This window comes from Thermotoga sp. RQ7 (genome assembly GCF_000832145.1).
Lineage (GTDB): Bacteria > Thermotogota > Thermotogae > Thermotogales > Thermotogaceae > Thermotoga > Thermotoga neapolitana.
The window spans coordinates 1,108,306-1,132,434 of the sequence record NZ_CP007633.1 but is presented as its reverse complement, the minus strand read 5'-3'; the positions used below and the strand labels follow the sequence as shown (position 1 = coordinate 1,132,434).

Genomic DNA, 24,129 nt, shown 5'->3' with positions numbered 1-24,129 from the left:
GAACGTGAAAAAACAGGCGTTCATGTTCCTCTTCTTAATAGCGGCCACCATCTTCGCACTACCTGATATCGTGGAAAGGTGGTTGTACTCGAACTACTACGCCAAAAGAGTCATGATCGAAATAGGTCTCAAGACGCGCTTCAGATACGAGGAAGTCTACAAGTGGGGAGCCGACAAGATGGTCCTCGTTCACGAACCAATCAGGGTGAACTGGGTCAGGCTGGGCCAGAGTTGTTACATGGGGTCCGATACAACACTGAGAAGGTCACCGATGCTGATCCTGGATCTTGAAGATCTTGCTTTCAAGGAGATTTTGCAGGGAAGAAATCTTACACTCAGAGAAACAGACGATGGATACGAGATCACACTGCAGGATACCGGAAATTACAGGATCCTTTTGACAAAAGAAGGATTTCCAAAAGAAATAGAGAGAAACTACATGAACACGAAGAGTCGATTGATTTATGAAGAAGTCAGGTCTCTTTCTCTTTCCAAAGAGGATGTTCTGAAAAATTACTCCCTTGTGGACACAGAAATCGAGTTTCCGAAAGAACTCGTGAACGTTTTGAACAACTTCAAGTTCATCATCATCAGAGAAGGTGCCTCCGGACTTGAGATAGAGGGTATCTACAAGAACGGGCAGAAGGTGGAGATATTCATCGGGAGTGACCTTCCAGACGGTGCAATGAAGATCAACGTGAACGGTCTGGAGATAGCAATAGTTGCCGACAAGGAAACACTTGAAGAGATAAAGGTGATTCTGAAAAAATGAAAACTCTGATTCTCGATGGATACGTTGATGAGCCCGCCGTTTTCGGTGTCCCACCTTACATAAGCCCCTACGTAAGGTACCTCGCGGGTGCTCTTGTTCTTGCGGGACTGGAAGTTGATTACATCACCATAGACAGGATGAGAAAGGAACAGTTGTGGGAGATCGTCAACGAATACGATTATCTCTTCGTGGTGGCGGGTATCACCGTTCCGGGACGGTACAAGGGAGGAACACCTCTGACCCTTGGAGAGCTTCAGAGGATACTGAACCTTGCCAGAAGGCCTCTGAAAGTCGTGGGAGGTCCCATCGTCAGGGGCTATTCCCTCAGAGGAGGGACCGTTGCCAAACTTTCGGAAATACCAGCAGATTACCTGGTGACAGGTGATCTGGAGGCCTTTGCCCTCTCTTATTTTCGAGGAGAGCCCGATCCAACAGCAAAAAGCGACTACGAAATAATCGACATGGTAGCACCACACGGTGCGGTTATTCTCAAAAAACATCCCAATTTTCCACACATTATCTGCGAAATAGAACTTTCAAGGGGATGTGAAAGAGAGACCTTCTGTACTTTCTGTACGGAACCCATACTCCATGGAAGATTAACTTCAAGAAAGGTCAGGTCTGTCCTTGAAGAGATAGAGTCTCTCTACAGGGCAGGATGCAAAGCGTTTCGCTTTGGCAGAACAGCGAACATCCTGGCCTACGGATCCGACATGAACGCTGGGAAACCCTCTCCAGAGATAATTGAAGAGCTGTACTCTGGCACCAGAACAGTTGCTCCTTCACTTGAGGTTCTTCACACCGACAACGCCAACCCTGTTTATCTTGTCAGACACGAAAAAGCGTGTAGAAAGATCGTGGAAACCATCGTTAGATACAACACACCCGGGGATGTGTTCTCCTTCGGTGTGGAATCTTTCGATGAAACTGTTCTGAAAAGAAACAACATACAGGGCTCTCCCGAAGAATTCCTGAGGGCTGTTTTCATAGTGAACGAAATAGGTGGCAAACGTGTGGAAGGAGTCCCAAAACTTCTTCCTGGTGTAAACCTGATTTTCGGTCTTCCCGGTGAGACCGAACAGACCCTCGAGAAAGACTACTTTTATTTGAAAAAAATTCTGGACGATGGATATCTCTTAAGAAGGATCAACATAAGAAAACTTCTTGTTTATCCGGGAACTCCTGTCTACGAATATTTCAAAACTAGAAAGCACAAGATCAAAAGCCACCTCCATGAAAAATGGAAAAGAAAGATCCGTGAGGAGATCGACCACGAGATGTTAAAACGGGTCTTTCCTGTGGGAACCATCCTGAGGAAAGTGATACCAGAGTATGTGGAAGGGAAATTCACCTTTGGAAGACAACTCGGAAGCTACCCCATTCTCGTGGGAATCCCCGGTGTTCACTCCAATGTGATGGACGTCGTGGTCGTATCGCACGGAGAGCGGTCCGTCACTGCCATCCCCTATCCTCCTTTCCTGAACAGCATGTCACTCGAGGAACTCACCGCGATACCCGGAATCGGCCAGGCACTGGCGAGAAAGATCATCCTGAATCGTCCGTTCAGAAACTGGAGTGAACTGGAAAAGATTGTTCCCCCTGAAACGATGAGAGTGCTGAAGAAGATTGGCATTTCTTTACAGCAGGTGTAAAATATTTACGGGTGACGAACATGAGAGAGTTCAAGAAGGAGCGTCTGAGGTCTATTCTGAAGATTCTCGAAAGATCGAAAGAACCTGTCAGTGGCTCTAAACTGGCAGAAGAGCTCGGTGTGAGCAGACAGATAATCGTTCAGGACATTGCCTATCTGAGAAGTCAGGGATACAGCATAATCGCAACTCCCAGAGGTTACGTTCTCAGTGAAGGAAAAGCAAAGGTCTCAAAGCTTGTCGCCGTAAAACATGAACCGGAAGATATAAAGGAGGAACTGCTCTGTATCGTAAGAAACGGTGGAAGAGTTTTGGACGTGATCGTGGAACATCCTGTCTACGGTGAGATCAGGGGAATCATCGATGTCTCCACAGAAGAGGATGTTCTAAAATTCATCAGCCTCATGGAGATGACCAAGACGGAACCACTTTTGAAACTGTCAGGAGGAGTGCATCTTCACACCATAGAAGCTCCAGACGAGGAAACTATGAGAAAAATACTGAAAGAACTGAATGAGAAAGGCTTTCTGATAGAGGAGGTATGAAGCCGTGAAAAGAATAGACGAAATCGTCGAAAAGTACGTTGACAGGAAAACTCAGAGAAAATTTCTGATGCTTACCTCGATCGCTTGGATGTTCGATGCGGCGGGTGTCATGCTTCTCTCGTTCGTTCTTCCCTACGTGATCGAGGAATGGAAACTCACCTCCACTCAGGGAGCCGCAATAGCGAGTGCCACTTTCCTGGGGATGCTCCTCGGTGCTCTCTCCGTCGGATTTGTGGCAGACCTTCTTGGAAGGAAGACCTCGAACCTTCTCTTTTTTGTTGTCACAATCACCTTCACGTTCCTGTCAGGATTCTCGAAGTCGTTCAGTGCCCTTGTGGTTTTAAGGGCGTTGTCTGGTTTTGGATACGGCGGGTTGATGCCGTCTTTCAACGCGTACCTTTCCGAGTTCACCAGTACTGGACTCAGGGGAAGGTACCTTGTTCTTCTGGAGTCCAGCTGGGCGGTTGGAAGTATTCTGATCGGGCTTTTTTCGGTTCTCGTTCTTCCAAACTGGAGATGGATCTTCTGGATCTTCGGCCTTGGATACATCTTCGTTCCCGTGTTTTCCAGAATGCCAGAAACTCCAAAATACGCCCTCTTGAGAGGTGGAAAGAGTGCTCTGGAGAAGGTACTTGGAAAAAAAGTGGAAGAGGAGATAGTTCCCCCGAAGAAAGAAAAGGTACCCATAGCTTCACTTTTGAAGAAAGAACACCTGAAAGATACCATCTTGATCTGGTCTGTGTGGTTTGTGGTTAGCTTCGTGTACTACGCACTGTTCACATGGGCTCCACGGATCTTCTCTTCTCAGGGAATAAGCGTGCTCAAGTCTTCATGGTTCACCTTTTATATGATGGTGGCACAGCTTCCTGGATACCTTTCGGCGGCTTACTTCATAGAAAAATGGGGAAGAAAGGTTTCTCTGGGGGTTTACTTCATAGGAACGGGAGCTGCCGCTCTGCTCTGGGCCAACGTGCGTGGGGACGTTTCACTTCTTGTCTCTGCCATGGTTCTTTCGTTCTTCTGTCTGGGAGTATGGGGGCTGGTCTATGCCTACACTCCCGAACTCTACCCCACACCACTCAGGGGCACCGGGAATGGAGCAGCCGGTGTATGGGCAAGGGTAGCTGGAATGATAGCACCGTACTACACGGGTTTCATGATGGAAAGAGGAAAGAGCATCGCAGAAACCCTTTCATGGATCTCTGCGATGGCCGTGGCAGCAGGAATCGCTGTTTTGATCTTCGGAAGAGAGACAAAAGGAAGGTATATCGATTAATCAGGCAAAACGATGCTTCCTATGTTTTCTCCCTTCAGGGCTCTCAAAAGTGAACCCGGCTCGAAAAAGTTTATAACCCTGACGGTTATGCCTAACTTTTTACAGAGTGCAAAGGCCTCGGCGTCCATGACTTCGATTCTCATTTTCATCGCTTCGGAAAAGGTCAGCCGCTCGATCTTTCTGGCATCTGAGAATCGTTTGGGATCTTTGTCGTAGATTCCATCCACCTTTGTTGCCTTGACGATGATCTGGGCTTTCATCTCTTTCGCACGCAAAACGGCGGCGGTATCTGTGGTGAAAAATGGATTGCTCGTTCCACCCGCGAATATCAGAACGAAACCGTTTTCAATGGCCGATTCGATCGAATCGTAACTCACACTTTCCACATCGGGGAGGTTCACTATCTGAGAGAATATCTTTGTTTTCAAACCTTCCCTTTCAAAGTGGTCTTTCAGATACACCGCGTTCATGACGGTTCCAAGAAGGCCAATTTGGTCTGCCCTTTCTCTGGAAAGACCTCTCAATTCGATTCCCCTGAACAGATTTCCCGCTCCCACCACTATTCCCACTCTGTAACCTTCTTCGACCACCTTTTTTATTTCCGAGGTGAGATACGACACCCTTTCTGGATCAAAACCTTTTCGTCCTTCACCGGACAGTGCCTCTCCGCTCAGTTTCACCAGCACTCTCATAACTCTACCTCCAAAAAAAGGGTGAGCTTTCTGCTCACCCTTCTTCTCCGACTTCGTATCTTGTGAACCTGGAAACTCTTATGTTTTCTCCAGTTTTTGCTATGAGCTCGTTGATGAGGTCTTTCACCTTCTTCGAGTCATCGAATATGTAAGTCTGTTCGTAGAGACACGCCTGTTCGAAGAACTTTTCCAGTTTTCCCTCGACGATTTTCTCGATCACATGTTCTGGTTTGTCCTTTATCTGGGCTCTGTAGATTTCCTTTTCTTTCTCTATGACTTCCTCTGGAACGTCTTCTCTTCTGACGTACCTCGGCTTCATTGCAGCAACCTGTTTTGCCAGGTTGTAAGCCAGCTCTTTGAATTCATCCGTTCTTGCCACAAAATCCGTTTCACAGTTCATCTCGAGCAAAACTCCTATTCTTCCGTTGAAATGGACGTAGGCAACTATTATGCCTTCCTTCGTGGCTCTTCCTGCCTTCTTCTCTGCGGTCGCTGCTCCCTTTTTCCTCAGAATTTCCACTGCTTTTTCTATGTCTCCTTCGGACTCTTCGAGTGCTTTCTTGCAATCGAGCACTCCTGCACCCGTCATCTCTCTGAGTTTTTTGATGAGATCCATGGATACTTCCATTTCACTTTCCTCCTTTCTTGGTCTTTGCACTGAGTTCATAAGAATTTGGGTCGTTCCAGGTGTAATCCAGAGAAATTTTCACCTTGAATTCTCTCTCCAGTCTTTTCACATCCTCTTTCTTAAAATAGCCGGACATGTTCGGATGAAGTTTCAAAGTGACTTCGTCGAACTCTCTCAGCTTCTTCAAATCCTCCTTTATCCTCTTTAGAAGGACCTTCTGCGAGATGACCTTTCCGGTACCACCACAGACGGGACATCTGGTGAAAAGAAAAGCATCCAGTGGTCTGGTTGTTCTTTTTCTTGTCATTTCCAGAAGACCCAGGTTTGTGAAACCAAAGACTTCTATTTTCGTTCCATCCTTCTTTGCGAGTTCCTTGAAGCGCTCCAGAATCTTTTCATAGTTCTTTGGATCCCGCTGTTTGATGAAATCCACCACAACGATACCACCGATGTTTCTGAGAATCAACTGTCTGATGATCTCCTCGATAGCCTCCAGGTTGGTTTTCAAAGCGAGTTCTTCCTGATTTTCAGCGTCTGTGTAGCTTTCTGAATTCACGTCTATCACCGTAAGGGCTTCTGTCCTGTCTATCACTATGTTTCCACCACTCTTCAACGGCACCGTTCGAGAGAGAAGCTGTTTCAGTCTGTCGTAGATGAAGTACTTTTCAAACAGATCGCCTTCTGTATACACGAGTTCTGGTCTTTTCGGAAGCGTTTGAACGTACTTTTCCAGAGTGCTCAGGATCGATTTTTCGTTGTAAATCAACCTGTCGATCTTTGAATTTACTTTCTCTTTCACTATCTGCTCGATGGGATCCTCTTCATAAAGGAGTTTTGGTTTTCTCGATCTTCTGAACCTTTGAAGAACTTCGTTCCACTTGTTCAGGGCCTCCTGAAAGTTTTTGACGATTTCTTCCTCTTCAACTCCTTCAGCGGCCGTTCTTATGATAACTCCGATGCCGTATCTCTTTCTCAAGTCGATGGCAAGACTTCTTAACCTTCGCCTTTCCAGCCTGTTTTCGATCTTTCTGGAGACTCCCACTACTTTCTTGAAGGGAAAGACTACCACGAATCTGTCAGCGATTCCGATCTGTGCTGTCACCTGTGGCCCCTTTTTTCCAGAAGCGTCCTTCTTCACCTGGACAAGCACCTTTGCTCCCTCTGTTACTTCCTGTCCTTTCAGAACAATCTCTCTGTAGGACTCGTTTATCTCGTTGAGCTTCAAGAAAGCGTTTCTGCCCTTTCCGATCTTCACAAAGGCTGCTTCGAGGCCAGGTACGATCCTTTCTACCTTTCCAAGATAGATCTTTCCCGTGATCGTCTCTATTTCATCGAGGAAGATTTCTTCCAGATCACCTTCGTTCAGGATCGCGTAAGATAAACTGTCTGGTTGTACGTTCAGGAGGAACTCTCTTATATCTTCGACACCTCCGGTTTACTCTGCCATTTCGAGAAGGTGAATTTCACCGTCTTCGTCACGGTAGAGCATGTTTATCTCTCCGGTGTTGACGTTCCTGAAAACAAGGAACTTGTGGTTCAATTCTTCCATCTGCATGACCGCCTCATCGAGATCCATGTTGAGCAGAGAGACTCTCTTCACAGAAGAGATCTTATCAGAAGGAGAAAATTCCCCGGGTTCTTCCAGAGGCCTTTCCACCGGGACCGACCTTCTGTGATCGTGGTTCTTTATCTTTTCTTTCAGCTTCTTCACCTGTTTTTCCAGAGCGTCGGATGCGAAATCTATCGCCGTGTAGATGTCTGGATGCCTTTCTTCCACGTTTATGATGTTCCCCTTCAGGTTCATGTTGAATTTCACAACATATTGGTTCTTTCCGTCTTTCTCTATTCTGACGTTGAACGAAACCAATTCGTCATCGTAGATCACTCTGTCAACTTTATCGAGGCGCTTTTCGAGATAGTTCTTTATGGCGTCCGATATCTCTACACCTTTTCCCGTTATTCTGTAATCCATGAGAACACCTCCTCATTCGAGTGTCAGAATCCCTGCGCCAAACATCTTGGGCCCTGAGTGAACGGCAAGGGTAGGGGGTAATCTGACGATGTCCACTCTTTCCACTTTATCATCCTGAAGTCTTGCCTTCAGTTCAAGGACGATCTCCTTCATCTCTTCGCCGGCATAAGCCAACCCAAGCATTCTAGGCTTTTCTGTCTTCAGATCCTCCACGATTTTTTCGACGACGTTTTTCAAGCCACGTTTTTTTGCAACGACCTTCAGTTCTCCGTTTTCAAGACTCATGATAGGGAATATCTTCGCCAGATTTCCCAGTATGCCGACTGTTGCTCTGACCCTTCCACTCTTTATGAGGTAGTTGAACTCAAGAACAGAGAATCTTATTTTTATCCTCCTGTTCACGTTTTCAACGACTGTTTCCAGGTCTTCCTCTCCTCTTTCGACAGCTCTCATCAGTTCCAGCAGCACGTATCCCGCTCCGATCGAGACCTGCCTGGTATCTATCACCTTGAATTCTACATCTGGAAATTCCTTCTTCAAGCGCTCTACAACGCCGTTCATGACACTGTAGAAAGCACTCAACTTCGAGGACAGATGAACACAGAAGATCCTGGTGTAACCTTCAGAAATTATATCACGCAAAATCTTCTCCATTTCAACTGGAGAAGGAACGGCCGTTCTGAAGTCTTTTGCTTTCCCAAAAAAACTGTAAAACGTCTCCGAATCAAGATCCACTCCATCGGTGAACTCTCTATCGTCGATGTAAACCTTTATTCCCACGGTCTTCAACGGAAACGGGAGCTTCCAATCTCCAACGGTTACGGCACTGTCGATTACGAAGACTGGAAGAATTTTCTCACCCTTTCTACCCTTTCCCTGGCTTCCATGAACCTGTCTGGGGAGATGTCCTCTTCTCTTCCCGCCTCCTCAGTTATTATGGTCACCTCTTTTCCATCACACACGAGAAAACCACCTGCAACTTTGAGACGAAACTCCTCTTCACCAGATTTGATTTTTACATCACACACGGAAAGCTGTGTGATGATAGGAGCTCTTCTCGGCAAAATACCCATCGCACCTTCGACAGTACGAAAAGAAACGAAATCGCTTTCTCTGTCGAACACCGTTCCATAGGGTGTTACGATCTTCACTTTCACGGTTTCAACTCCTCATCTCTTTGGCGCGCTCTTTGACTTCGTCGATGGTCCCAGCCATGAGAAACGCCTGCTCTGGCACATCATCGAGCTTTCCATCGAGGATCTCTTTGAAGCCTCTGATCGTTTCCTCGAGAGGAACGTATTTACCGGGTCTTCCGGTGAACCTTTCGGCAACGTGGAAAGGCTGACTCAAGAACCTCTGAATTCTCCTTGCGCGGTGAACAACGAGTTTGTCCTCCGGAGACAACTCCTCTACACCGAGGATGGCTATGATATCCTGCAGGTCCTTGTACCTCTGGAGTACTTCCTGAACACCTCTTGCCACTTCGTAGTGTTCTCTTCCGACAACGGCAGGATCGAGTATCTTCGAAGAAGAATCGAGTGGGTCAACAGCAGGGTAAAGCCCGAGCTCTGCTATTCTTCTTGACAGAACGACGGTCGCATCCAGGTGAGCGAAGGTGGTTGCGGGGGCAGGATCAGTTATGTCGTCTGCGGGTACGTAAATGGCCTGAACGGAAGTGATGGATCCTCTCCTGGTCGAGGTGATTCTCTCCTGGAGCTCTCCCATATCGGTTGCAAGAGTAGGCTGATAACCGACTGCGGATGGCATTCTTCCAAGAAGGGCAGAAACCTCACTTCCTGCCTGAACGAACCTGAATATGTTGTCTATGAAGAGAAGAACGTCTCTTCCTTCAACGTCCCTGAAGTATTCGGCTATTGTGAGCGCGGTCAAGGCAACCCTGAACCTCGCTCCCGGTGGTTCGTTCATCTGTCCGAAGACGAGGACAGTGTTACCAAGAACGCCGCTTTCCTGCATTTCAAGCCAGAGTTCGTTTCCCTCTCTTGTCCTCTCACCAACACCCGCGAACACGGAAAATCCCTTATGCTCTATAGCGATGTTTCTGATCAATTCCATAACGAGCACGGTTTTACCAACACCTGCACCACCGAAGAAACCTATTTTTCCACCCTTTGGAAACGGTGCAAGCAGATCGATAACTTTTATCCCCGTCTCGAGGATTTCGATCTCGGTGGACTGTTCTATAAGTTCAGGAGCAGGCCTGTGGATCGGCCACCTTTCCTTCGACTTTATCTCGCCGGCTTCGTCCACGGGCTCTCCTATAACGTTCAGTATTCTTCCGAGTACTTCTTTTCCCACGGGAGCGGTAATTGGTTCACCCGTATCAACCACTTCCAGACCCTTCATGAGCCCATCGGTGGAGTCCATCGCCACCGTTCTCACGACACCGTCTCCTATGAGTTGTTCTACTTCAAGAACAATCTTCTGCCCCGTTTGAGGATTCACGACCTCAAGGGCGTTGAATATGTCTGGAAGTTCTTCTTCGGGGAACTTCACATCCACGACGGGCCCCATCACTCCCACTATGTATCCTTTTGAACCCTTTGCCATACCGTATCACCTCATTTTTCGATTTCCTTCAGTGCTTCAGCACCCGTCACTATCTCTATGAGTTCCTGGGTGATCGAAGCCTGACGTGCTTTGTTGTAAGCCAGTGTCAGCTCTCTGATCACTTCCTGGGCGTTGTCGGTTGCGTTCTTCATGGCGTTCTGTCTGGCATAGAACTCCCCTATCTTCGTCTGGAACATGAGTTCCATCAAAGTGGTAGACAGATAGTAATGGAGTACGACGGGAACGAGTTGCTCAGGAAGAGGTTCGAATTCGAAATCTTCTCTCTTCTTCTCTTTTCTTTTGAGAGGAATGAGATCGTACACCTCTGGTCTTTGAATGAGTATGTTCTTGAATCGACTGAACACCACTTTGACGTTCACAGGTCTGCCGTCCATGAATTCGTAGATATCCTCCACGATCGTTGAACCGTTCCTGAAATCTGGTATTTCATAGAATCTATCGTACATCTTCAAAATGTTCCCCGTTCTGAAATGGTTTATTGCCTTGAGACCTATGAGTATAAGATGGGGATTTTTCGACTCGGAGATCACCTTCTCTGCTTCTCTTATGATTTCGCTGTTGAAAGAACCACAGAGTCCCATATCACTCGTTATCACCACGATCAGATCTCTGTCTCCTTCTTCGAAGAAGACTGGATCGAGACTCTCATCCGGTATCAGTGACCAAAGACGTTTTACCTCTTCGTAGAAGGGTTTGAATTTCTGATACTCTGCCTCCATCTTTCTCGATTTCGCACGTGCCACCATTTCCATGGCACGTGTGATCTTCATGAGAGATTGTGTGGCGTTTATTTTCCGTTTTATCTGTAACATTCGACCTCTGCTCATGTCCCATCACACCCTGAACACAGCTTTGAACTCTTCGATAGCCTTCTTGAGTTTTTCTTCTGTCTCGGGGGTAAGTTCTTTCTTCTCTCTGATATCGTCCAGTATATCCTGGTGCTTCTCATGCATGAACCTGAGGAACTCTTTTTCGAACCTTCTGACTGCCTCCACAGGCAGATCGTCCAGATAGCCCCTGACTCCCGCAAATATAACAACAACCTGTTCTTCAACGGGCATTGGACTGTATTGTTCCTGTTTCAGAAGTTCCATGAGTCTTTGACCCCTTACGATCTGAGCCCTTGTGGCCGGATCCAGCTCCGTTGCAAACTGGGCGAAGGTTTCTAGTTCTCTGTACTGGGCAAGTTCTATTCTCAACATTCCAGCCACCTGCTTCATGGCCTTTATCTGTGCGGCTCCTCCCACCCTGGACACGGACAGACCGACGTTTATAGCAGGCCTCTGTCCTGCGTAGAACAGGCCGGGTTCGAGGTAGATCTGTCCATCTGTGATGGATATCACGTTCGTTGGTATGTAAGCGGATATGTCGTTTGCCTGGGTCTCAACGATTGGGAGTGCCGTCAGAGAACCACCACCGAGTTTGTCGTTCAGTCGAACCGCTCTTTCAAGGAGCCTGGAGTGCAGGTAGAATATATCACCGGGGTATGCCTCTCTTCCAGGAGGCCTCCTCATGAGAAGTGAGAGTTGCCTGTAGGCAACGGCGTGTTTCGAGAGATCATCGTACACCACGAGTGCATCTCTTCCAGAGTAAGCAAAGTACTCTCCCATGGCACATCCCGCGTAGGGCGCTATGTACTGGAGTGTGGCGGGATCGGATGCGGAAGCCACCACCACCGTGGTGTACTCCATGGCTCCGTACTGCCTGAGTTTGTCTATAATCCTTGCTATTGCAGATTTTTTCTGACCGATTGCCACGTATATACAGTAAACACCCTGTCCCTTCTGGTTGATGATCGTGTCGATGGCTATGGCGGTCTTTCCGGTCTGTCTGTCGCCTATGATCAGCTCTCTCTGGCCTCTACCAATAGGAATCATGGAGTCTATGGCCTTTATACCCGTCTGGAGGGGTGTGTCAACGGGTTTTCTGTAGATGACACCAGGAGCTTTTATCTCTATCGGTCTGAAATTTTTTGCATTTATAGGTCCTTTACCGTCGAGGGGTTCACCGAGAGGATTCACCACTCTTCCAAGGAGTTCTTCACCAACAGGCACTTCTATGATCCTTTTGAGCCTTCTGACGGTGTGTCCTTCTTTTATGTCCTTGTATTCGCCGAGCACGATGATACCAACGTTGTCTTCTTCCAGGTTGAAGGCCACACCCTTGACGCCTGTCTCCACAAACTCCACAAGTTCACTCACCATCACCTTGTTCAAACCATACACACGGGCTATACCGTCTCCCACCTGGATGACCTTTCCGGTGTCCTCAAGGTCTATCTTCTCTTCGAAACTCTTTATCTTTTCTTCCAGTACTTTGGTGATTTCACCGGGATTTATCCTCAACTCATCTCACCCCTTTTGAGGGTTTCCTGGGAGAGCCTTTTCAGTCTGCCCTGAACGGTCGTATCCAGTCTGAATCCTTCGAATTCCACAACGGCTCCCGCTATCAAGGATTCGTCTACGGTCGTTTTGAACACAGGATCTTTGAGTGCATATTTTCGTATGAATTTCCTGAGAAGAGTAAGCTCTTCTTCTTTCGGAACGTGTGCTATTCTCAGATCTGCGGGTACCTTCTGTTCTGAAAGTATCTTTTCGTACTCGAACAACTCACGAATGTTTCTGAGAAGTTTCTGCCTTTTTCTCTCGAAAAGAAGCATCAAAAACCTTTCCTGAAATTCATCCATCTCTTCTCCGAACTCTTCCAGGACACTCTTTATCAACGTCACCTTCTTTTCCGGTTTTACAACCGGATTGTCGAACAGATCCTTGTTCGACTCATAAACATTGCAAACGAAATCCAGAAATCTCAGATATTCATCTTCTTTTTCATTTTCGATGGCGATGTTCAGGAAAGCCCTGGCGTATCTTCCGGCTACCGCGGAAAGCTTCATGACTTTTCTATCTCCTCTTTGAGAATTTTGATGAGGTATTCCCTCTTTGCCCTTTCATCCTGGAAAACCCTCTGAAGCAATTTGGTGGCCATAACCACGGAAAGTTCCGCAGCACGTTCCTGAATCTGCTCCAGGGCTCTTTTGTACTCAACCTCTATCTGGGCTTTTGCAGAGTCTATGATGCTCTGTGCCTCTTTTTTTGCCTTTTCTCTTGCATCTTCAACGATTGTTTCTGCTTCCCTTCTTGCGCTCTCAACTATTTCGTCGGCTCTCTGGCGAGCCTCCAGCAGTTGTTTTTCCGCTTCTTCTTTCATCTTTTCTGCTTCTTTTTTCAGTTCTTCGGCACTTTTTAGATCACTTTCGACCTTCTTTTTTCTCTTCTCAGCCATTTCTATGAACGGAGTGTAGAGAAACTTGTTCAGAAAATAGACCATCAGTACAAAGAGCATCAACATTGCTGCTGAAGTCCAGTTTATCTCCAGAAAACCCAAAGTTATCCCTCCTCACACCACGAGGAGGATCATAAAGGCTATGAGAAGTGAGTATATACCGGTTGTCTCTGCCACAGCGTCAGCAAGGAGCATTCTTGTAGTGATGGTACCGACCATCTCAGGCTGTCTTGCCATGGCATCCATAGCATGGGCACCTATGTTACCTTCTCCTATACCCGGTCCTATGGCACCTATTCCCATGCAGAGTCCCGCTCCAAGATATTTCCCAAGAAGTGCCAGTCCCTGTGCGAGATCGCTCAGGTTTTCCATCTTCATCCCTCCTCACGAAAGTTGTGAACTGATGTATGCAACAGCGAGCATACTGAACACGAAAGCCTGCACCAGTCCCACAAATATTCCAAAGAATCCCCAGAAGACTATGGGTGCAAAGAAGTACTTCGTCATGTAAGAGAGAATGTAAACGAGTATGGCACCACCACCTATGTTACCAAACAACCTCAAAGAATGAGAAATGGGTTTTGCCAGTTCACCGATGAGGTTTATCGGGAACATCACAGGATTCGGATAGAACCAGGTTTTCAGCCACTCTTTGAACCCCTTGGATCTTATCGCAAACACGTGACTGATGATCAAAACAAGAACGGCGTAGGTGAGATTCGTATTCAGATCCCCCGTAGGAGCGGGCCAGATGTCGGAAAAGAGGGTGATTTTCTGGATGGATCCATCTTCGGCAGCAACAACGTTTATTCCAGGTACCGCCCCGCCGATCACGTTGGAGAAGGCTATGAAAAGAAACAGTGTGGTCGCGATCACAAAGGTGGGTTTTACAAACCTCTTGTCCGGTATCGACTCATCGACGATCTCATAGAACGTCTCAAGGATGGACTCTATGAGGGCCTGTTTTCTGTTCGGTACCAGTTCAAACCTTCTCAATCTGTACGCAATGAGGATGAGAAGAACGGCTATACCGGCTCCCACCATTATCGTCATCGGGTTGAACCTGAAACCGTTTATATCCACTATCCACCTTTTCCCAAGACCTCCGAAGATTTCTTCCATCGGAGTCTTTTTCAGCTGCTGGATGTTCAAAATAGCAACCACTATGTAAGCCGCAATGAAGATCGAGAGAAATATCTTCTCCTTTTTGCTGAACGTGATCTTCAATCCAGCCACCTCCAGGCAACGAAAGAAACGATTTTCAGGTTCATCAATCCAACAAAGACACCGATGAGTGTTTCAAGTGATACCAGTCCACCTATCAGAAAAAGAGCGGCGTTGAACGTGTACCTACCCAGATACCCCAGAACCCAGCCTTTCGTTGTCTTTCTGGCTACCATTCTCTCTATATCTCTCTTCAGAGAAAAGAGATTTGCTATCGCTCCAGTACTTCCAAGGATCGGTCCCCATCCCTTTTCAAACCCAAAGATCAAACTGAAGATGAACGCTTCAACCAGTCCCAGAATCGTTATCACTGCCGTCATCTTTTTTGTTAGTCTTTTCACTTTTATCATACCTCTCGGATTCTTTCAAAAGTATTTTGAAACCGTTATACAAACCAGAAAAGATCCCTAAAATTGTAAAAACAAAGAGTAAAATTCCGTTTTTGAACGTCCATTTGTCCAGATAGTACCCCAGCAAAGCCCCTACCACTATGTTCGATATCAACGTTGTAGTAAACATGACAACCATGTTGTATTTCCCAAAGTCCCTAAAAAGATTCTTTGAAATATGCATCACCCTCCACTTTTTACAGACAGATGAAGGTCGAAGTCCTCGTTTGAGAAAACAGAGATCGGTAGTTTCAAAACAGTTCCGAAGCTTTTTATCTTGAGGTCTTTTCCACTCACCACCGTGGGAGGTGTGATATCAACGTGTTTTCCAAGGGTTTCAAGTTTCATCGCGAGTTTTCCAGCCGTCATGTTTCCAAGCTCTCCTATGGCGCTCATGGCAAGCTCGTCAAGCTGACCGTACTCCATGCCCATCATTGCAGAAACGACCTTCAGAGCCGTTTCTGAAGAAAAAGAATAAATCAGGCTTCCTTCTATACTACCCGTCACACCGATAACGGTAACCACCGAGTGGGGAATCTCTATGTGCGACACCGCAGACGGCTTTCCCAGTTTTGGTTCCACCCTCAACACACTTTTTATGGTCTCGTACACAGATCCAATGAGGGCGTTCACTATCTTCGCATCCATACCAATTCCTCCTTCAAGACCAGCTTTTTCCGATGCTTATGTCAACCTCAAGAGGCACAGAGAGTTTCACCACATTTGTCATTTTGTTCTTCACCAGATCAACTAGTTCTTCTTTTTCCTCATCGGGAACCTCGAAGACCAGTTCGTCATGAACCTGAATGATCATTCTGGATTTCATGTTTCTTTTTCTCAGCTCCTCGTCTATATCTATCATAGCCAATTTTATTATATCTGCCGCCGTTCCCTGAATGGGGGTGTTTATTGCGATTCTTTCGCCTTCGGACTGGGTGTTCTTGTCCCTTGCCATGAGCTGGGGAATATCTCTTTTTCTTCCAAAGAGAGTCCTGACGTAGCCCTTCTCTTTTGCCTCTGCAACAACCTGCTGGATGTAGCTTCGCACCTTTGGATACAGTGTGAAATAGCTGATAATCATCTTTTCTGCTTCTTTAACCGGTATTCCAAGTCTCACAGAAAGACCGTACGGTGTGACACCGTATATTATAGAGAAGTTCACCATCTTTCCAACCCGTCGCATTTCTTCGTTCACTTCTTCTGGCTTTACGTTGTAGATCCTGGAGGCAGTCAAGGTGTGCACATCGATGCCCTCCTCGAAGGCCTTCACAAGGTTCTCATCACCACTGAGATGAGCGAGGATTCTGAGTTCTATTTGGGAATAATCCGCACTGACGATCCACCAGTCTGGATCCTGGGGCACAATCGCTTTTCTAATTTCTTTTCCCTCTTCGCTCTTTGTCGGAAGATTCTGAAGATTTGGATCACTGCTACTCAACCTGCCAGTGGCGGTACCCGTCTGGTGGAAAGATGCATGAATTCTTCCGGTTTTCGGGTTCACAAGTTTCGGAAGGGTGTCTATGTAGGTCGATTTCAGTTTCTGGATCTTTCTGTACTCGAGAATGAGGGGTACTATCTCGTGCTCATTCGCTATCTCTTCCAACACCTCTATCCTGGTAGAGTACTCTCCTGTTTTTGTCGTTTTTCCACGGGGTTTTATTCCCAGCTTCTCAAAAAGGATCTTTGAAACCTGTTTTGGAGAATTGATGTTGAAGGGCTCACCTGCTATCTGGTAGATTTTTTCGGCCAGTTCCTCGAGCTTTTTGCCGTACTCCTCCGAGAGCTTTTTCAGGAATTCTGTGTCCACATACACCCCGTTCAATTCCATGCGTGCAAGAACGTTCACAAGCGGCATCTCTATCCTGTAGAAGACGTTCTCAAGTTCCGCTTCATGGAGCTTCATGCTGAGTATCTTGTAGAGCCTATAAGTGATGTCTGCATCCTCGCAGGAGTAGTTCGCAGCCTTGTCTACCGGAACATCCGCAAAGCTGAAACCAAAAAGTGGTGAGGAAAACGACATCAGTTCCTGATAAGACGTCATTTTGTATCCGAGAAATTTCAAAGACAGATCTTCGAGATTGAATTTTTTCTCGTTTGGCTCCAGCAAATATGCAGCTATCATCGTGTCAAAATGCGGATAAACTGGCGATATACCCTTTACCATAAGAACCTTGTAGTCGTACTTCAGGTTCTGACCCACAATCTTCGAAGACGGGTCTTCGAGGATCTCTTTCAACTTCGACAGCACCAGTGTTTCATCAAGATTCTGGGCGTTTCTGTGATGAAGTGGAATGTAATAAGCTGTTTTCGGTTTGAACGACACGGAGATGCCGACTATCTCACAGTTGAACGGGTCAAGGGAGGACGTTTCAAGGTCCAGGGCAAAAGATGGAACCTCCTTCAGCTTTTCGATGAGATCTTCGAAGGTCTTATGATCCTTCACGATTTCGTATCCGGTGGGTTCTGCTTCTTCGTACAGTTGAAGTTCCTTCATGATGGAAGCAAACTCCAGTTCTTTCAATATCGGAAGTAGTTTTCTCTTGTCGTATCCTCTGTATTTCATCTCTTCCCAGTCCACTTCAACAGGTGCGTTCGTCACCAGAGTTGCAAGTTTTTTACTGAGGATGGCAACTTCCCTGTCTCTCAAGAGAGCCTTTCTCACTCTCTGGGGGAGTTCACGGGCATGCTCCAGAATGTCTTCAAGATTTCTGTACTTGCCGAGAAGCTGTACAGCGGTCTTTTCACCTATTCCCGTTACACCGGGAATGTTGTCTATCTCGTCTCCCGTCAGTGCTAGAAGATCCGGTATCTGATGTGGTTCCACACCGTATCTTTCTTTCACCTTTTTCGAATCGTAAAGCTCAAGATCCGATATCCCCTTGACGATTCTCCAGACCTTTATCTTCTCGTTTACAAGTTGAAGCATATCCTTGTCACCGGTTATTATGAAAATCTCATCAAAAAACGTGCAGCCCTTGACTGCAAGCGTGGCGATGATATCGTCTGCTTCGTATCCTTCCAGCTCCAGCACTTTGAAACCAAGAGCTTCTATCAGCCGCTTGATGTAAGGTAGCTGCTGAACTAGAAGATCCGGCGTCTTTGGCCTTTGCGCCTTGTACGCTTCGAGCAGTTTGTGTCTGAACGTCGCTGCCTTCTTGTCGAAGGCCACAGCCGCGTAGTCCTTTTCGGGTATAATGTGTTCCTTTATGAATTTAACGAGCATCCTGGCAACGCCATAGACGGCGTTCGTTGGAATTCCTGTGGATGTGGAAAGGGATCTGTCGAGGGCGTAATATGCCCTGTAGGCCAGGGCTGTGCCATCAAAGAGAAATAGTCTCGCCATTTTCCTGCATCCCCCTGAGCTCCTCCAGAAAATCCACCGCCCGTCTCAGATGTGGGATCACGATTGATCCTCCCACTACAAGGGCTACATCGAAGGCCTCGAATATCTCTTCGTCGCTCAGACCTTCCTGTACACACCTCACAAGATGGTACCTTATACAGTCATCACACCTCAGGACCATCGATGCAACAAGTCCCATCAACTCTTTGGTTTTCGTATCGAGCTTTCCCGGTCTGTACACGGACGTATCCAGGTTGAAGAATCGCTTGGTGATCAACGTTCCCCTGGAAAGCACCTTCTCGTTCAGTTTCCGCCTGGTCTCGACGAATTTTCTGTATTCCATGCTTTTCACCTCATTTTCGAGAAAAGTTCCACTTCGTCTGTTATGATACCATCGATATGAGCCTTTATTCTCTGGAAAATCTCGGGATCGTTCAGAGTCCAGACGAAGATCCTGATGCCCTTTTCTCTGAATCTATCACAGAGCTCTACCACGAACTCGCTTTCGAACGCCTGGTACGGAATGTGTAGAGAATAAGGGCGTTCTCTTTCAACACGATCAACAAAGCTCTGGATGTCTCCGTAGTTTTCCTCGTCTATAAGATATCCGTATCTTGTCCCTTTGAATTCTTCGTCCAGAAGGTCCAGGTCGAAAGAAGAAAAGATCTCGTTTTTTCTGCCTTTCGAAAGCTCAAGGGCAGGTCTTGCCGCTTCTCGTTCTTTTATTTCAACGTTCACAATCTTGTCGTCAGAGATGTGTTCGTACACCTCTTCCAGAGTAGTTATCTTTCCATCTGAAAGCTCTTTCAACTCATCGAGCGTGGCATCTTTCACCTTCAGATTCTTTCCAAATAGCCTTTTCAGATCCTCATCGTGTGACACCACCACTTTTCCATCCTTTGAAAGCCTCACATCGAGTTCCACACCATCCGCACCGTATTCGATGGCCTTGATGAACGCTTCCAGAGTGTTTTCCAGGTATTTCGCTGAGTAGCCCCTGTGACCAAGCACGATCATTCTTTCAACACCCCGTACACTCTGAAAACGTGCTTCACAAACTTGTCAACCCCATTTCGACCTTCCACGGTGAAAAACCATCTTTTTTTCCACCAAGAGACGATCCTTTTTCCGTCCAGTATCGTGGAAAACTTTCCCATGTTCGGCAGTTCCAGGATGCTTCTCACCGAGAGAAACCCCGATTTCTTTTTTACCGCCTTCCACACCTGCTTGGCATCTTCTCCCCTGTACGCATAAAGAAGCAAAACATCTCCTGTTTTCGACTCGAAGATTGCCACTTTTCCCTTCATTTCCACATCCCTGTATTGATCCACCTCTTTGATGTCTACCAGTCTGTACTCCTGATTCTCCAGTATCTGAAGAGCGGTCTCCACAGAGTAGGCATCAGGTGGAACCTCTATTTGAAAAAACGAGCAGGCAGAGAGAAGAAAAACGATCGCTATCAGAAGCAACCATCTCACTTTTCATCACCTTCTCCTATCTTCAAAAGGGCCAGGAATGCCTCCTGGGGAATGGTAACACGCCCTATTTCCCTGAGTCTTTTCTTTCCCTCCTTTTGTTTTTCCAGGAGTTTCATCTTTCTTGTCACATCTCCACCGTAACACTTGGCGAGGACGTCCTTTCTGAGCGCTTTTATATCGGCTCTTGCTATTATCCTGCCTCCTGCTTTTGCCTGAATCGGTATCTGAAATTGATGTCTCGGGATCAACTCTTTCAGTTTTTCCACCATCTTTTTTGCCACCGGGTAAGCCTTCGATCTATGAACGACGAAAGAGAGTGCATCGACAGGTTCTTTGTTGACCAGAATCGTCACTTTCACCAGGTCGCTTTTTCTGTACTCTTTGAATTCGTAGTCCATCGATGCATAGCCTCTGCTCACTGCCTTCATTTTATCAAAGAAGTCGTAGATTATCTCAGAAAGTGGAGCATCAAACCTCAGTATCACACGATTTCTCCCGGCGTTCTCTGTTGCCCTGAGTTCTCCTCTCTTTTCGTTCTGAACGAGGTTGATGAGTGGTCCTATGTAATCGGTGGGCGTTATTATCGAAAGATCAACGTAGGGCTCGTACACTTCCAGTATTTCTCCCTCTTCCGGAAATTTTGAAGGATCGGTGATCTCCAGTTCTTCTCCGTTTCTCAAAACAACTTTGTACCTGACGTTCGGAGCCGTCAAAATGACTGCCAGATCGAATTCTCTCTCTATTCTTTCTCTCACAACGTCCATATGAAGAGGTCCGAGAAAACCACATCTGAAACCGAATCCCAGAGCAGGAGACATGGTGGGTTCAAAATACAGGGCAGAATCGTTGAGCTTCAACTTTTCAAGGGCTTTTCTGAGTTCCTCATAGTACTCTGGAAGTCCTGGAAACATCCCTGCGAATACCATGGGTTTTATCTCTCTGTATCCTGGAAGCGGCTCTTCGACCGGATCGTCGGCGGATGTTATGGTGTCTCCCACCCGAGCGTCTCCCACTTCTTTTATACCTGCTATCACATATCCAACTTCTCCCGCACTGAGTGCGTCCACTGGTGTCATCTCTGGTAGGAACACTCCGACTTCCTGCACTTCGTAGACCTTTTTGTTTGAAAAGGTCATGATGCGATCGCCGGGCTTGACCTGCCCATCGAAGAGACGAATGTGCACAATAACACCTTTGTAGTTGTCGTATTTGGCGTCGAATATGAGTGCTTTGAGTTTTCCGTTGATGTCCCCTTTAGGTGGAGGAACTCTTTTAACTATGGCCTCAAGAAGTTCTCTAACACCCGTACCTTCCTTGGCACTGACGAGCAGTATTTCTTCGTCTTTCACACCGAGAAGATCCTTTATCTCAAGGGCTGTCTCTTCGATGTTTGCGTTTGGAAGATCTATCTTGTTTATCACAGGGATTATCTCCAGGTCGTGCTCTATGGCAAGATAGGTGTGCGCAACGGTCTGGGCTTCTACTCCCTGAGTTGCATCCACAAGCAGCACGGCTCCTTCACAGGCTGCCATGCTTCTTCCCACTTCGTAAGAGAAATCCACATGGCCCGGTGTATCGATTATGTTTATCTCGTAGGTGTTCCCGTCTTCGGCTGTGTACATAACCTTCACCGGCTGGGCCTTTATCGTGATACCACGCTCTCTTTCTATGTCCATCATATCCAGGTACTGGTCTCTCATCTTCCTTTTATCCACTGTGTTTGTGATCTCGAGAATTCTGTCCACAAGAGTTGTCTTTCCATGATCAATGTGGGCGATTATACAGATGTTCCTGATCAGGTCGGGTCTGTACACTCACAGATCACCTCCGGAGAAATTAACCTCACTTTTGAATTTTACCATTTCGTTTTTTCAACTTCTCTGTGATATACATTCAAAAGGAAGGAGGGAGGTTTATGAGACGAATCGATCTCAACGGAAGATGGCAAATCAGAGATTCGAAGGGGGAATTCTCCCTTGTGGGGCTTGTCCCGGGAGTCGTTCAGGCTGATCTGGTCAGGGAGGGATTGCTTCCCCATCCCTATGTGGGAACCAACGAAGATCTTTTTAAAGAAATCGAAGATAGAGAGTGGATCTACGAGAGAGAGTTCAACTTTCGGGAAGATCTCTTAGACGAAGATAGGGTCGACCTTGTCTTCGAAGGAATAGATACACTGGCCGACGTTTACCTGAACGATGTGTATCTTGGAAGCACAGAAGACATGTTCCTGGAGTATCGGTTCGACATCAAAGGTGTGCTGAAAGAGAAGAATCACCTCAGGGTGTTCATAAAGTCTCCTGTGAAAGTTCCAAAGACCCTTGAACAAAATTACGGGGTGCTGGGTGGTCCAGAGGACAGCATCAGGGGTTACATTCGAAAAGCTCAGTACTCCTACGGATGGGACTGGGGTGCTCGAATTGTAACGAGTGGTATCTGGAGACCCGTTTACATTGAAACGTACAGAAAAGCCCGTCTTCAGGACTCCACCGCTTACCTCGTTGATCTGAAGGGAAAGGATGCCGTGGTAAAAGTGAACGGGTTCGTTTATGGAGAAGGGGATCTTTCAGTCGATGTTTTTGTAAACGGCGAGAAGATGGGAAGTTATCAGGTGATGGAGAAAAACGGTGAAAAGTTCTTCGAGGGTGTTTTCAGCCTGAAGAACGTGAAACTCTGGTACCCTTGGAATGTTGGAGAACCGTACCTCTACGATTTCACCTTCATTCTGAAAGAATCGGAAAAAGAAGTATACAGGGAAGAGAAAAAAATCGGTTTGAGAAAGGTAAGGATTTTACAGGAACCAGATGGTGAAGGAAAGACTTTCATCTTCGAGATCAACGGTGAGAAAGTCTTCGCAAAGGGAGCAAATTGGATACCGGCGGACAACATCCTCACATGGTTGAAAACAGAAGATTACGAGAAACTCGTAAAGATGGCAAAAGAGGCCAACATGAACATGCTGAGGGTCTGGGGTGGCGGGATCTACGAGAGCGAAGATTTCTACAAACTGTGTGACGAACTTGGGATCATGGTATGGCAGGACTTCATGTACGCGTGTCTGGAATATCCAGATCATCTGCCATGGTTCAGAAAGTTAGCAAACGATGAGGCAAGAAAGATCGTGAGAAAACTCAGGTACCATCCTTCCATCGTTTTGTGGTGTGGTAACAACGAGAACAACTGGGGATTTGACGAATGGGGTAACATGTCAAGAAAAGTGGACGGTATCAATCTGGGAAACAGACTCTACCTTTTCGACTTTCCCAGAATATGTGCAGAGGAAGATCCCGCAACTCCGTACTGGCCTTCCAGCCCGTACGGTGGAGAGAAGGCAAACAGTGAAAAAGAAGGTGACAGGCACGTCTGGAACGTATGGAGCGGCTGGATGAACTACGATCATTACGAAAAAGACACCGGAAAGTTCATAAGCGAGTTCGGTTTTCAGGGAGCCCCCCATATGAAGACGATTGAATTCTTCTCAAAACCACAGGAAAGAGATCCATTTCACCCGGTAATGCTGAAACACAACAAGCAGGTCGAAGGGCAGGAAAGACTCATCAGGTTCATCTACGGAAACTTTGGCCGCTGCAGAGACTTCGAAAGTTTTGTTTATCTGTCTCAGCTCAATCAGGCAGAGGCGATCAAGTTCGGTGTGGAACACTGGAGAAGCAGAAAATACAAAACGGCAGGAACGCTCTTCTGGCAATTGAACGACAGCTGGCCTGTTTTCAGTTGGTCTGCCGTGGATTACTTCAAAAGACCAAAAGCACTGTACTATTACGCAAGAAGGTTCTTCGCGGACGTGCTTCCGGTTGTGAAGAAAGTCGATGGCAAGGTGGGTCTTTTTGTTGTGAGCGATCTCAGAGAGCTTAAAAAAGCCAGTGTCAGATTTGCAGCCTACAGAGTGTCAGGAGATCTGGTGTTTGAAAAGTTCTACGATGTCACGTTACCAGCAGATTCAGTAACCCTGGTGGATACCGTTTCCACTTCGGATGATCTGGTGTTCTTTGTAGAAGTGAGGGTAGAAGGCAGATCTTTCAAGAACTACAGGATCCTGAAGAAATGGAGAGAGATGGACGTTCCAGATCCGGGGATCTCGGTGATTGAAAAAGAGAATGAAATCGAAATAACAGCAGAAAGGCCTGCTTTCGGTATCAAGATCCTCTCAGAGGAACTGCCAGAAGACGACTTCCTGTTCCTTGAGCCCGGAGAAAAGATCATTCTCAAAAAGCCAGGTGGGTTTTTCGATGTGAAATCCCTTTTTGATTATCTAGAAAGATGAAAGCCCCCTTG

26 protein-coding genes are annotated in these 24,129 nt (G+C 46.8%); 5 read left to right on the top strand and 21 right to left on the bottom strand.

What is annotated here, in order from left to right; genetic code table 11:
• Positions 1-22 precede the first annotated feature (22 nt).
• From TRQ7_RS05625 to TRQ7_RS05610, 4 genes are all read left to right on the top strand, one after another.
• Complete coding sequence (locus TRQ7_RS05625) at positions 23-772, top strand: hypothetical protein (RefSeq protein WP_038067356.1); 750 nt, start codon at positions 23-25, stop codon at positions 770-772.
• Positions 769-2,424: a radical SAM protein gene (locus TRQ7_RS05620; RefSeq protein ID WP_015919350.1), complete on the top strand. Its 1,656-nt coding sequence runs from the start codon at positions 769-771 to the stop codon at positions 2,422-2,424. The genes TRQ7_RS05625 and TRQ7_RS05620 overlap by 4 nt, the downstream gene beginning before the upstream one ends.
• Before the next feature lie 20 nt (positions 2,425-2,444).
• Positions 2,445-2,966: a transcription repressor NadR gene (locus TRQ7_RS05615; protein ID WP_038067236.1), complete on the top strand. Its 522-nt coding sequence runs from the start codon at positions 2,445-2,447 to the stop codon at positions 2,964-2,966.
• A gap of 67 nt (positions 2,967-3,033) precedes the next feature.
• Complete coding sequence (locus TRQ7_RS05610; protein WP_052472236.1) at positions 3,034-4,242, top strand: MFS transporter; 1,209 nt, start codon at positions 3,034-3,036, stop codon at positions 4,240-4,242.
• Here TRQ7_RS05610 and pyrH read toward each other — a convergent pair.
• The 21 genes from pyrH to lepA all read right to left on the bottom strand — a co-directional run bounded on the left by pyrH (position 4,239) and on the right by lepA (position 21,653).
• Positions 4,239-4,934, bottom strand: a complete 696-nt coding sequence (gene pyrH, locus TRQ7_RS05605; RefSeq protein ID WP_015919347.1) for a UMP kinase — start codon at positions 4,932-4,934, stop codon at positions 4,239-4,241. The genes TRQ7_RS05610 and pyrH overlap by 4 nt on opposite strands.
• Before the next feature lie 34 nt (positions 4,935-4,968).
• Positions 4,969-5,562 (bottom strand): translation elongation factor Ts, encoded by a 594-nt coding sequence (gene tsf / locus TRQ7_RS05600; RefSeq protein WP_015919346.1) that lies wholly within the window; start codon positions 5,560-5,562, stop codon positions 4,969-4,971.
• A gap of 1 nt (position 5,563) precedes the next feature.
• Complete coding sequence (locus tag TRQ7_RS05595) at positions 5,564-6,928, bottom strand: ribonuclease E/G (RefSeq protein ID WP_041844201.1); 1,365 nt, start codon at positions 6,926-6,928, stop codon at positions 5,564-5,566.
• Positions 6,929-6,997: 69 nt separating this feature from the next.
• On the bottom strand, positions 6,998-7,534 hold the full coding sequence (gene raiA, locus TRQ7_RS05590; protein WP_015919344.1) for a ribosome-associated translation inhibitor RaiA: 537 nt from the start codon (positions 7,532-7,534) through the stop codon (positions 6,998-7,000).
• 12 nt (positions 7,535-7,546) lie between these two features.
• A complete protein-coding gene (locus TRQ7_RS05585; protein ID WP_255347890.1) occupies positions 7,547-8,368 on the bottom strand; it encodes a DegV family protein in 822 nt (273 codons plus the stop codon).
• Positions 8,368-8,691, bottom strand: coding sequence for a F0F1 ATP synthase subunit epsilon (locus tag TRQ7_RS05580; protein ID WP_015919342.1), 324 nt, complete (start codon positions 8,689-8,691; stop codon positions 8,368-8,370). The genes TRQ7_RS05585 and TRQ7_RS05580 overlap by 1 nt, the downstream gene beginning before the upstream one ends.
• A gap of 4 nt (positions 8,692-8,695) precedes the next feature.
• Positions 8,696-10,102: a F0F1 ATP synthase subunit beta gene (gene atpD / locus TRQ7_RS05575; protein ID WP_015919341.1), complete on the bottom strand. Its 1,407-nt coding sequence runs from the start codon at positions 10,100-10,102 to the stop codon at positions 8,696-8,698.
• 11 nt (positions 10,103-10,113) lie between these two features.
• Positions 10,114-10,935: an ATP synthase F1 subunit gamma gene (gene atpG, locus TRQ7_RS05570; RefSeq protein ID WP_038067229.1), complete on the bottom strand. Its 822-nt coding sequence runs from the start codon at positions 10,933-10,935 to the stop codon at positions 10,114-10,116.
• Positions 10,936-10,956: 21 nt separating this feature from the next.
• Positions 10,957-12,468, bottom strand: a complete 1,512-nt coding sequence (gene atpA / locus TRQ7_RS05565; RefSeq protein WP_041844199.1) for a F0F1 ATP synthase subunit alpha — start codon at positions 12,466-12,468, stop codon at positions 10,957-10,959.
• Complete coding sequence (locus TRQ7_RS05560; RefSeq protein WP_041844198.1) at positions 12,465-13,016, bottom strand: F0F1 ATP synthase subunit delta; 552 nt, start codon at positions 13,014-13,016, stop codon at positions 12,465-12,467. The genes atpA and TRQ7_RS05560 overlap by 4 nt, the downstream gene beginning before the upstream one ends.
• Complete coding sequence (atpF, locus tag TRQ7_RS05555; protein WP_015919337.1) at positions 13,013-13,507, bottom strand: F0F1 ATP synthase subunit B; 495 nt, start codon at positions 13,505-13,507, stop codon at positions 13,013-13,015. Before atpF ends, TRQ7_RS05560 begins: the two co-directional genes overlap by 4 nt.
• 12 nt (positions 13,508-13,519) lie before the next feature.
• Complete coding sequence (locus TRQ7_RS05550) at positions 13,520-13,777, bottom strand: F0F1 ATP synthase subunit C (protein WP_038067226.1); 258 nt, start codon at positions 13,775-13,777, stop codon at positions 13,520-13,522.
• 12 nt (positions 13,778-13,789) lie between these two features.
• Positions 13,790-14,632, bottom strand: coding sequence for a F0F1 ATP synthase subunit A (atpB, locus tag TRQ7_RS05545; protein ID WP_038067221.1), 843 nt, complete (start codon positions 14,630-14,632; stop codon positions 13,790-13,792).
• Positions 14,629-14,979 carry an ATP synthase subunit I gene (locus TRQ7_RS05540; RefSeq protein WP_015919334.1) on the bottom strand — a complete coding sequence of 117 codons (351 nt, stop codon included), beginning with the start codon at positions 14,977-14,979 and terminating at the stop codon, positions 14,629-14,631. Before TRQ7_RS05540 ends, atpB begins: the two co-directional genes overlap by 4 nt.
• Positions 14,915-15,148, bottom strand: coding sequence for an AtpZ/AtpI family protein (locus TRQ7_RS05535; protein ID WP_231556027.1), 234 nt, complete (start codon positions 15,146-15,148; stop codon positions 14,915-14,917). The genes TRQ7_RS05540 and TRQ7_RS05535 overlap by 65 nt, the downstream gene beginning before the upstream one ends.
• A 53-nt stretch (positions 15,149-15,201) precedes the next feature.
• Entirely contained in the window at positions 15,202-15,666 is a 465-nt protein-coding gene (locus TRQ7_RS05530) for a chemotaxis protein CheX (RefSeq protein ID WP_015919333.1), read from the bottom strand.
• Between the two features lie 13 nt (positions 15,667-15,679).
• Positions 15,680-18,361 (bottom strand): DNA polymerase I, encoded by a 2,682-nt coding sequence (gene polA / locus TRQ7_RS05525; RefSeq protein WP_015919332.1) that lies wholly within the window; start codon positions 18,359-18,361, stop codon positions 15,680-15,682.
• Positions 18,339-18,704: a carboxymuconolactone decarboxylase family protein gene (locus TRQ7_RS05520; protein ID WP_038067212.1), complete on the bottom strand. Its 366-nt coding sequence runs from the start codon at positions 18,702-18,704 to the stop codon at positions 18,339-18,341. The genes polA and TRQ7_RS05520 overlap by 23 nt, the downstream gene beginning before the upstream one ends.
• Before the next feature lie 5 nt (positions 18,705-18,709).
• Positions 18,710-19,378 (bottom strand): glycerophosphodiester phosphodiesterase family protein, encoded by a 669-nt coding sequence (locus tag TRQ7_RS05515; RefSeq protein WP_015919330.1) that lies wholly within the window; start codon positions 19,376-19,378, stop codon positions 18,710-18,712.
• The gene (locus tag TRQ7_RS05510; RefSeq protein ID WP_015919329.1) at positions 19,375-19,839 is read right to left on the bottom strand and encodes a DUF3242 domain-containing protein; all 465 of its coding nucleotides are present in this window, start codon (positions 19,837-19,839) and stop codon (positions 19,375-19,377) included. The genes TRQ7_RS05515 and TRQ7_RS05510 overlap by 4 nt, the downstream gene beginning before the upstream one ends.
• Positions 19,836-21,653, bottom strand: coding sequence for a translation elongation factor 4 (lepA, locus tag TRQ7_RS05505; RefSeq protein ID WP_015919328.1), 1,818 nt, complete (start codon positions 21,651-21,653; stop codon positions 19,836-19,838). Before lepA ends, TRQ7_RS05510 begins: the two co-directional genes overlap by 4 nt.
• 101 nt (positions 21,654-21,754) lie before the next feature.
• Between lepA and TRQ7_RS05500 the strand changes: the two genes are divergently transcribed.
• Positions 21,755-24,118 (top strand): glycoside hydrolase family 2 protein, encoded by a 2,364-nt coding sequence (locus TRQ7_RS05500; protein ID WP_041437598.1) that lies wholly within the window; start codon positions 21,755-21,757, stop codon positions 24,116-24,118.
• Positions 24,119-24,129: the final 11 nt, after the last annotated feature.

What these genes read in the sequence shown, in the direction of transcription:
- raiA (WP_015919344.1), bottom strand. Translation starts at nt 7,534, where the DNA reads ATGGATTACAGAATAACGGGAAAAGGTGTAGAGATATCGGACGCCATA.
- TRQ7_RS05610 (WP_052472236.1), top strand. Translation starts at nt 3,034, where the DNA reads ATGCTTACCTCGATCGCTTGGATGTTCGATGCGGCGGGTGTCATGCTT.
- TRQ7_RS05560 (WP_041844198.1), bottom strand. Translation starts at nt 13,016, where the DNA reads ATGAAGCTTTCCGCGGTAGCCGGAAGATACGCCAGGGCTTTCCTGAAC.
- TRQ7_RS05620 (WP_015919350.1), top strand. Translation starts at nt 769, where the DNA reads ATGAAAACTCTGATTCTCGATGGATACGTTGATGAGCCCGCCGTTTTC.
- TRQ7_RS05625 (WP_038067356.1), top strand. Translation starts at nt 23, where the DNA reads ATGTTCCTCTTCTTAATAGCGGCCACCATCTTCGCACTACCTGATATC.
- TRQ7_RS05500 (WP_041437598.1), top strand. Translation starts at nt 21,755, where the DNA reads ATGAGACGAATCGATCTCAACGGAAGATGGCAAATCAGAGATTCGAAG.
- TRQ7_RS05615 (WP_038067236.1), top strand. Translation starts at nt 2,445, where the DNA reads ATGAGAGAGTTCAAGAAGGAGCGTCTGAGGTCTATTCTGAAGATTCTC.
- pyrH (WP_015919347.1), bottom strand. Translation starts at nt 4,934, where the DNA reads ATGAGAGTGCTGGTGAAACTGAGCGGAGAGGCACTGTCCGGTGAAGGA.
- atpG (WP_038067229.1), bottom strand. Translation starts at nt 10,935, where the DNA reads ATGTTACAGATAAAACGGAAAATAAACGCCACACAATCTCTCATGAAG.
- TRQ7_RS05540 (WP_015919334.1), bottom strand. Translation starts at nt 14,979, where the DNA reads ATGATAAAAGTGAAAAGACTAACAAAAAAGATGACGGCAGTGATAACG.
- TRQ7_RS05550 (WP_038067226.1), bottom strand. Translation starts at nt 13,777, where the DNA reads ATGGAAAACCTGAGCGATCTCGCACAGGGACTGGCACTTCTTGGGAAA.
- TRQ7_RS05535 (WP_231556027.1), bottom strand. Translation starts at nt 15,148, where the DNA reads ATGTTTACTACAACGTTGATATCGAACATAGTGGTAGGGGCTTTGCTG.
- TRQ7_RS05515 (WP_015919330.1), bottom strand. Translation starts at nt 19,378, where the DNA reads ATGATCGTGCTTGGTCACAGGGGCTACTCAGCGAAATACCTGGAAAAC.
- TRQ7_RS05530 (WP_015919333.1), bottom strand. Translation starts at nt 15,666, where the DNA reads ATGGATGCGAAGATAGTGAACGCCCTCATTGGATCTGTGTACGAGACC.
- polA (WP_015919332.1), bottom strand. Translation starts at nt 18,361, where the DNA reads ATGGCGAGACTATTTCTCTTTGATGGCACAGCCCTGGCCTACAGGGCA.
- TRQ7_RS05520 (WP_038067212.1), bottom strand. Translation starts at nt 18,704, where the DNA reads ATGGAATACAGAAAATTCGTCGAGACCAGGCGGAAACTGAACGAGAAG.
- tsf (WP_015919346.1), bottom strand. Translation starts at nt 5,562, where the DNA reads ATGGAAGTATCCATGGATCTCATCAAAAAACTCAGAGAGATGACGGGT.
- atpD (WP_015919341.1), bottom strand. Translation starts at nt 10,102, where the DNA reads ATGGCAAAGGGTTCAAAAGGATACATAGTGGGAGTGATGGGGCCCGTC.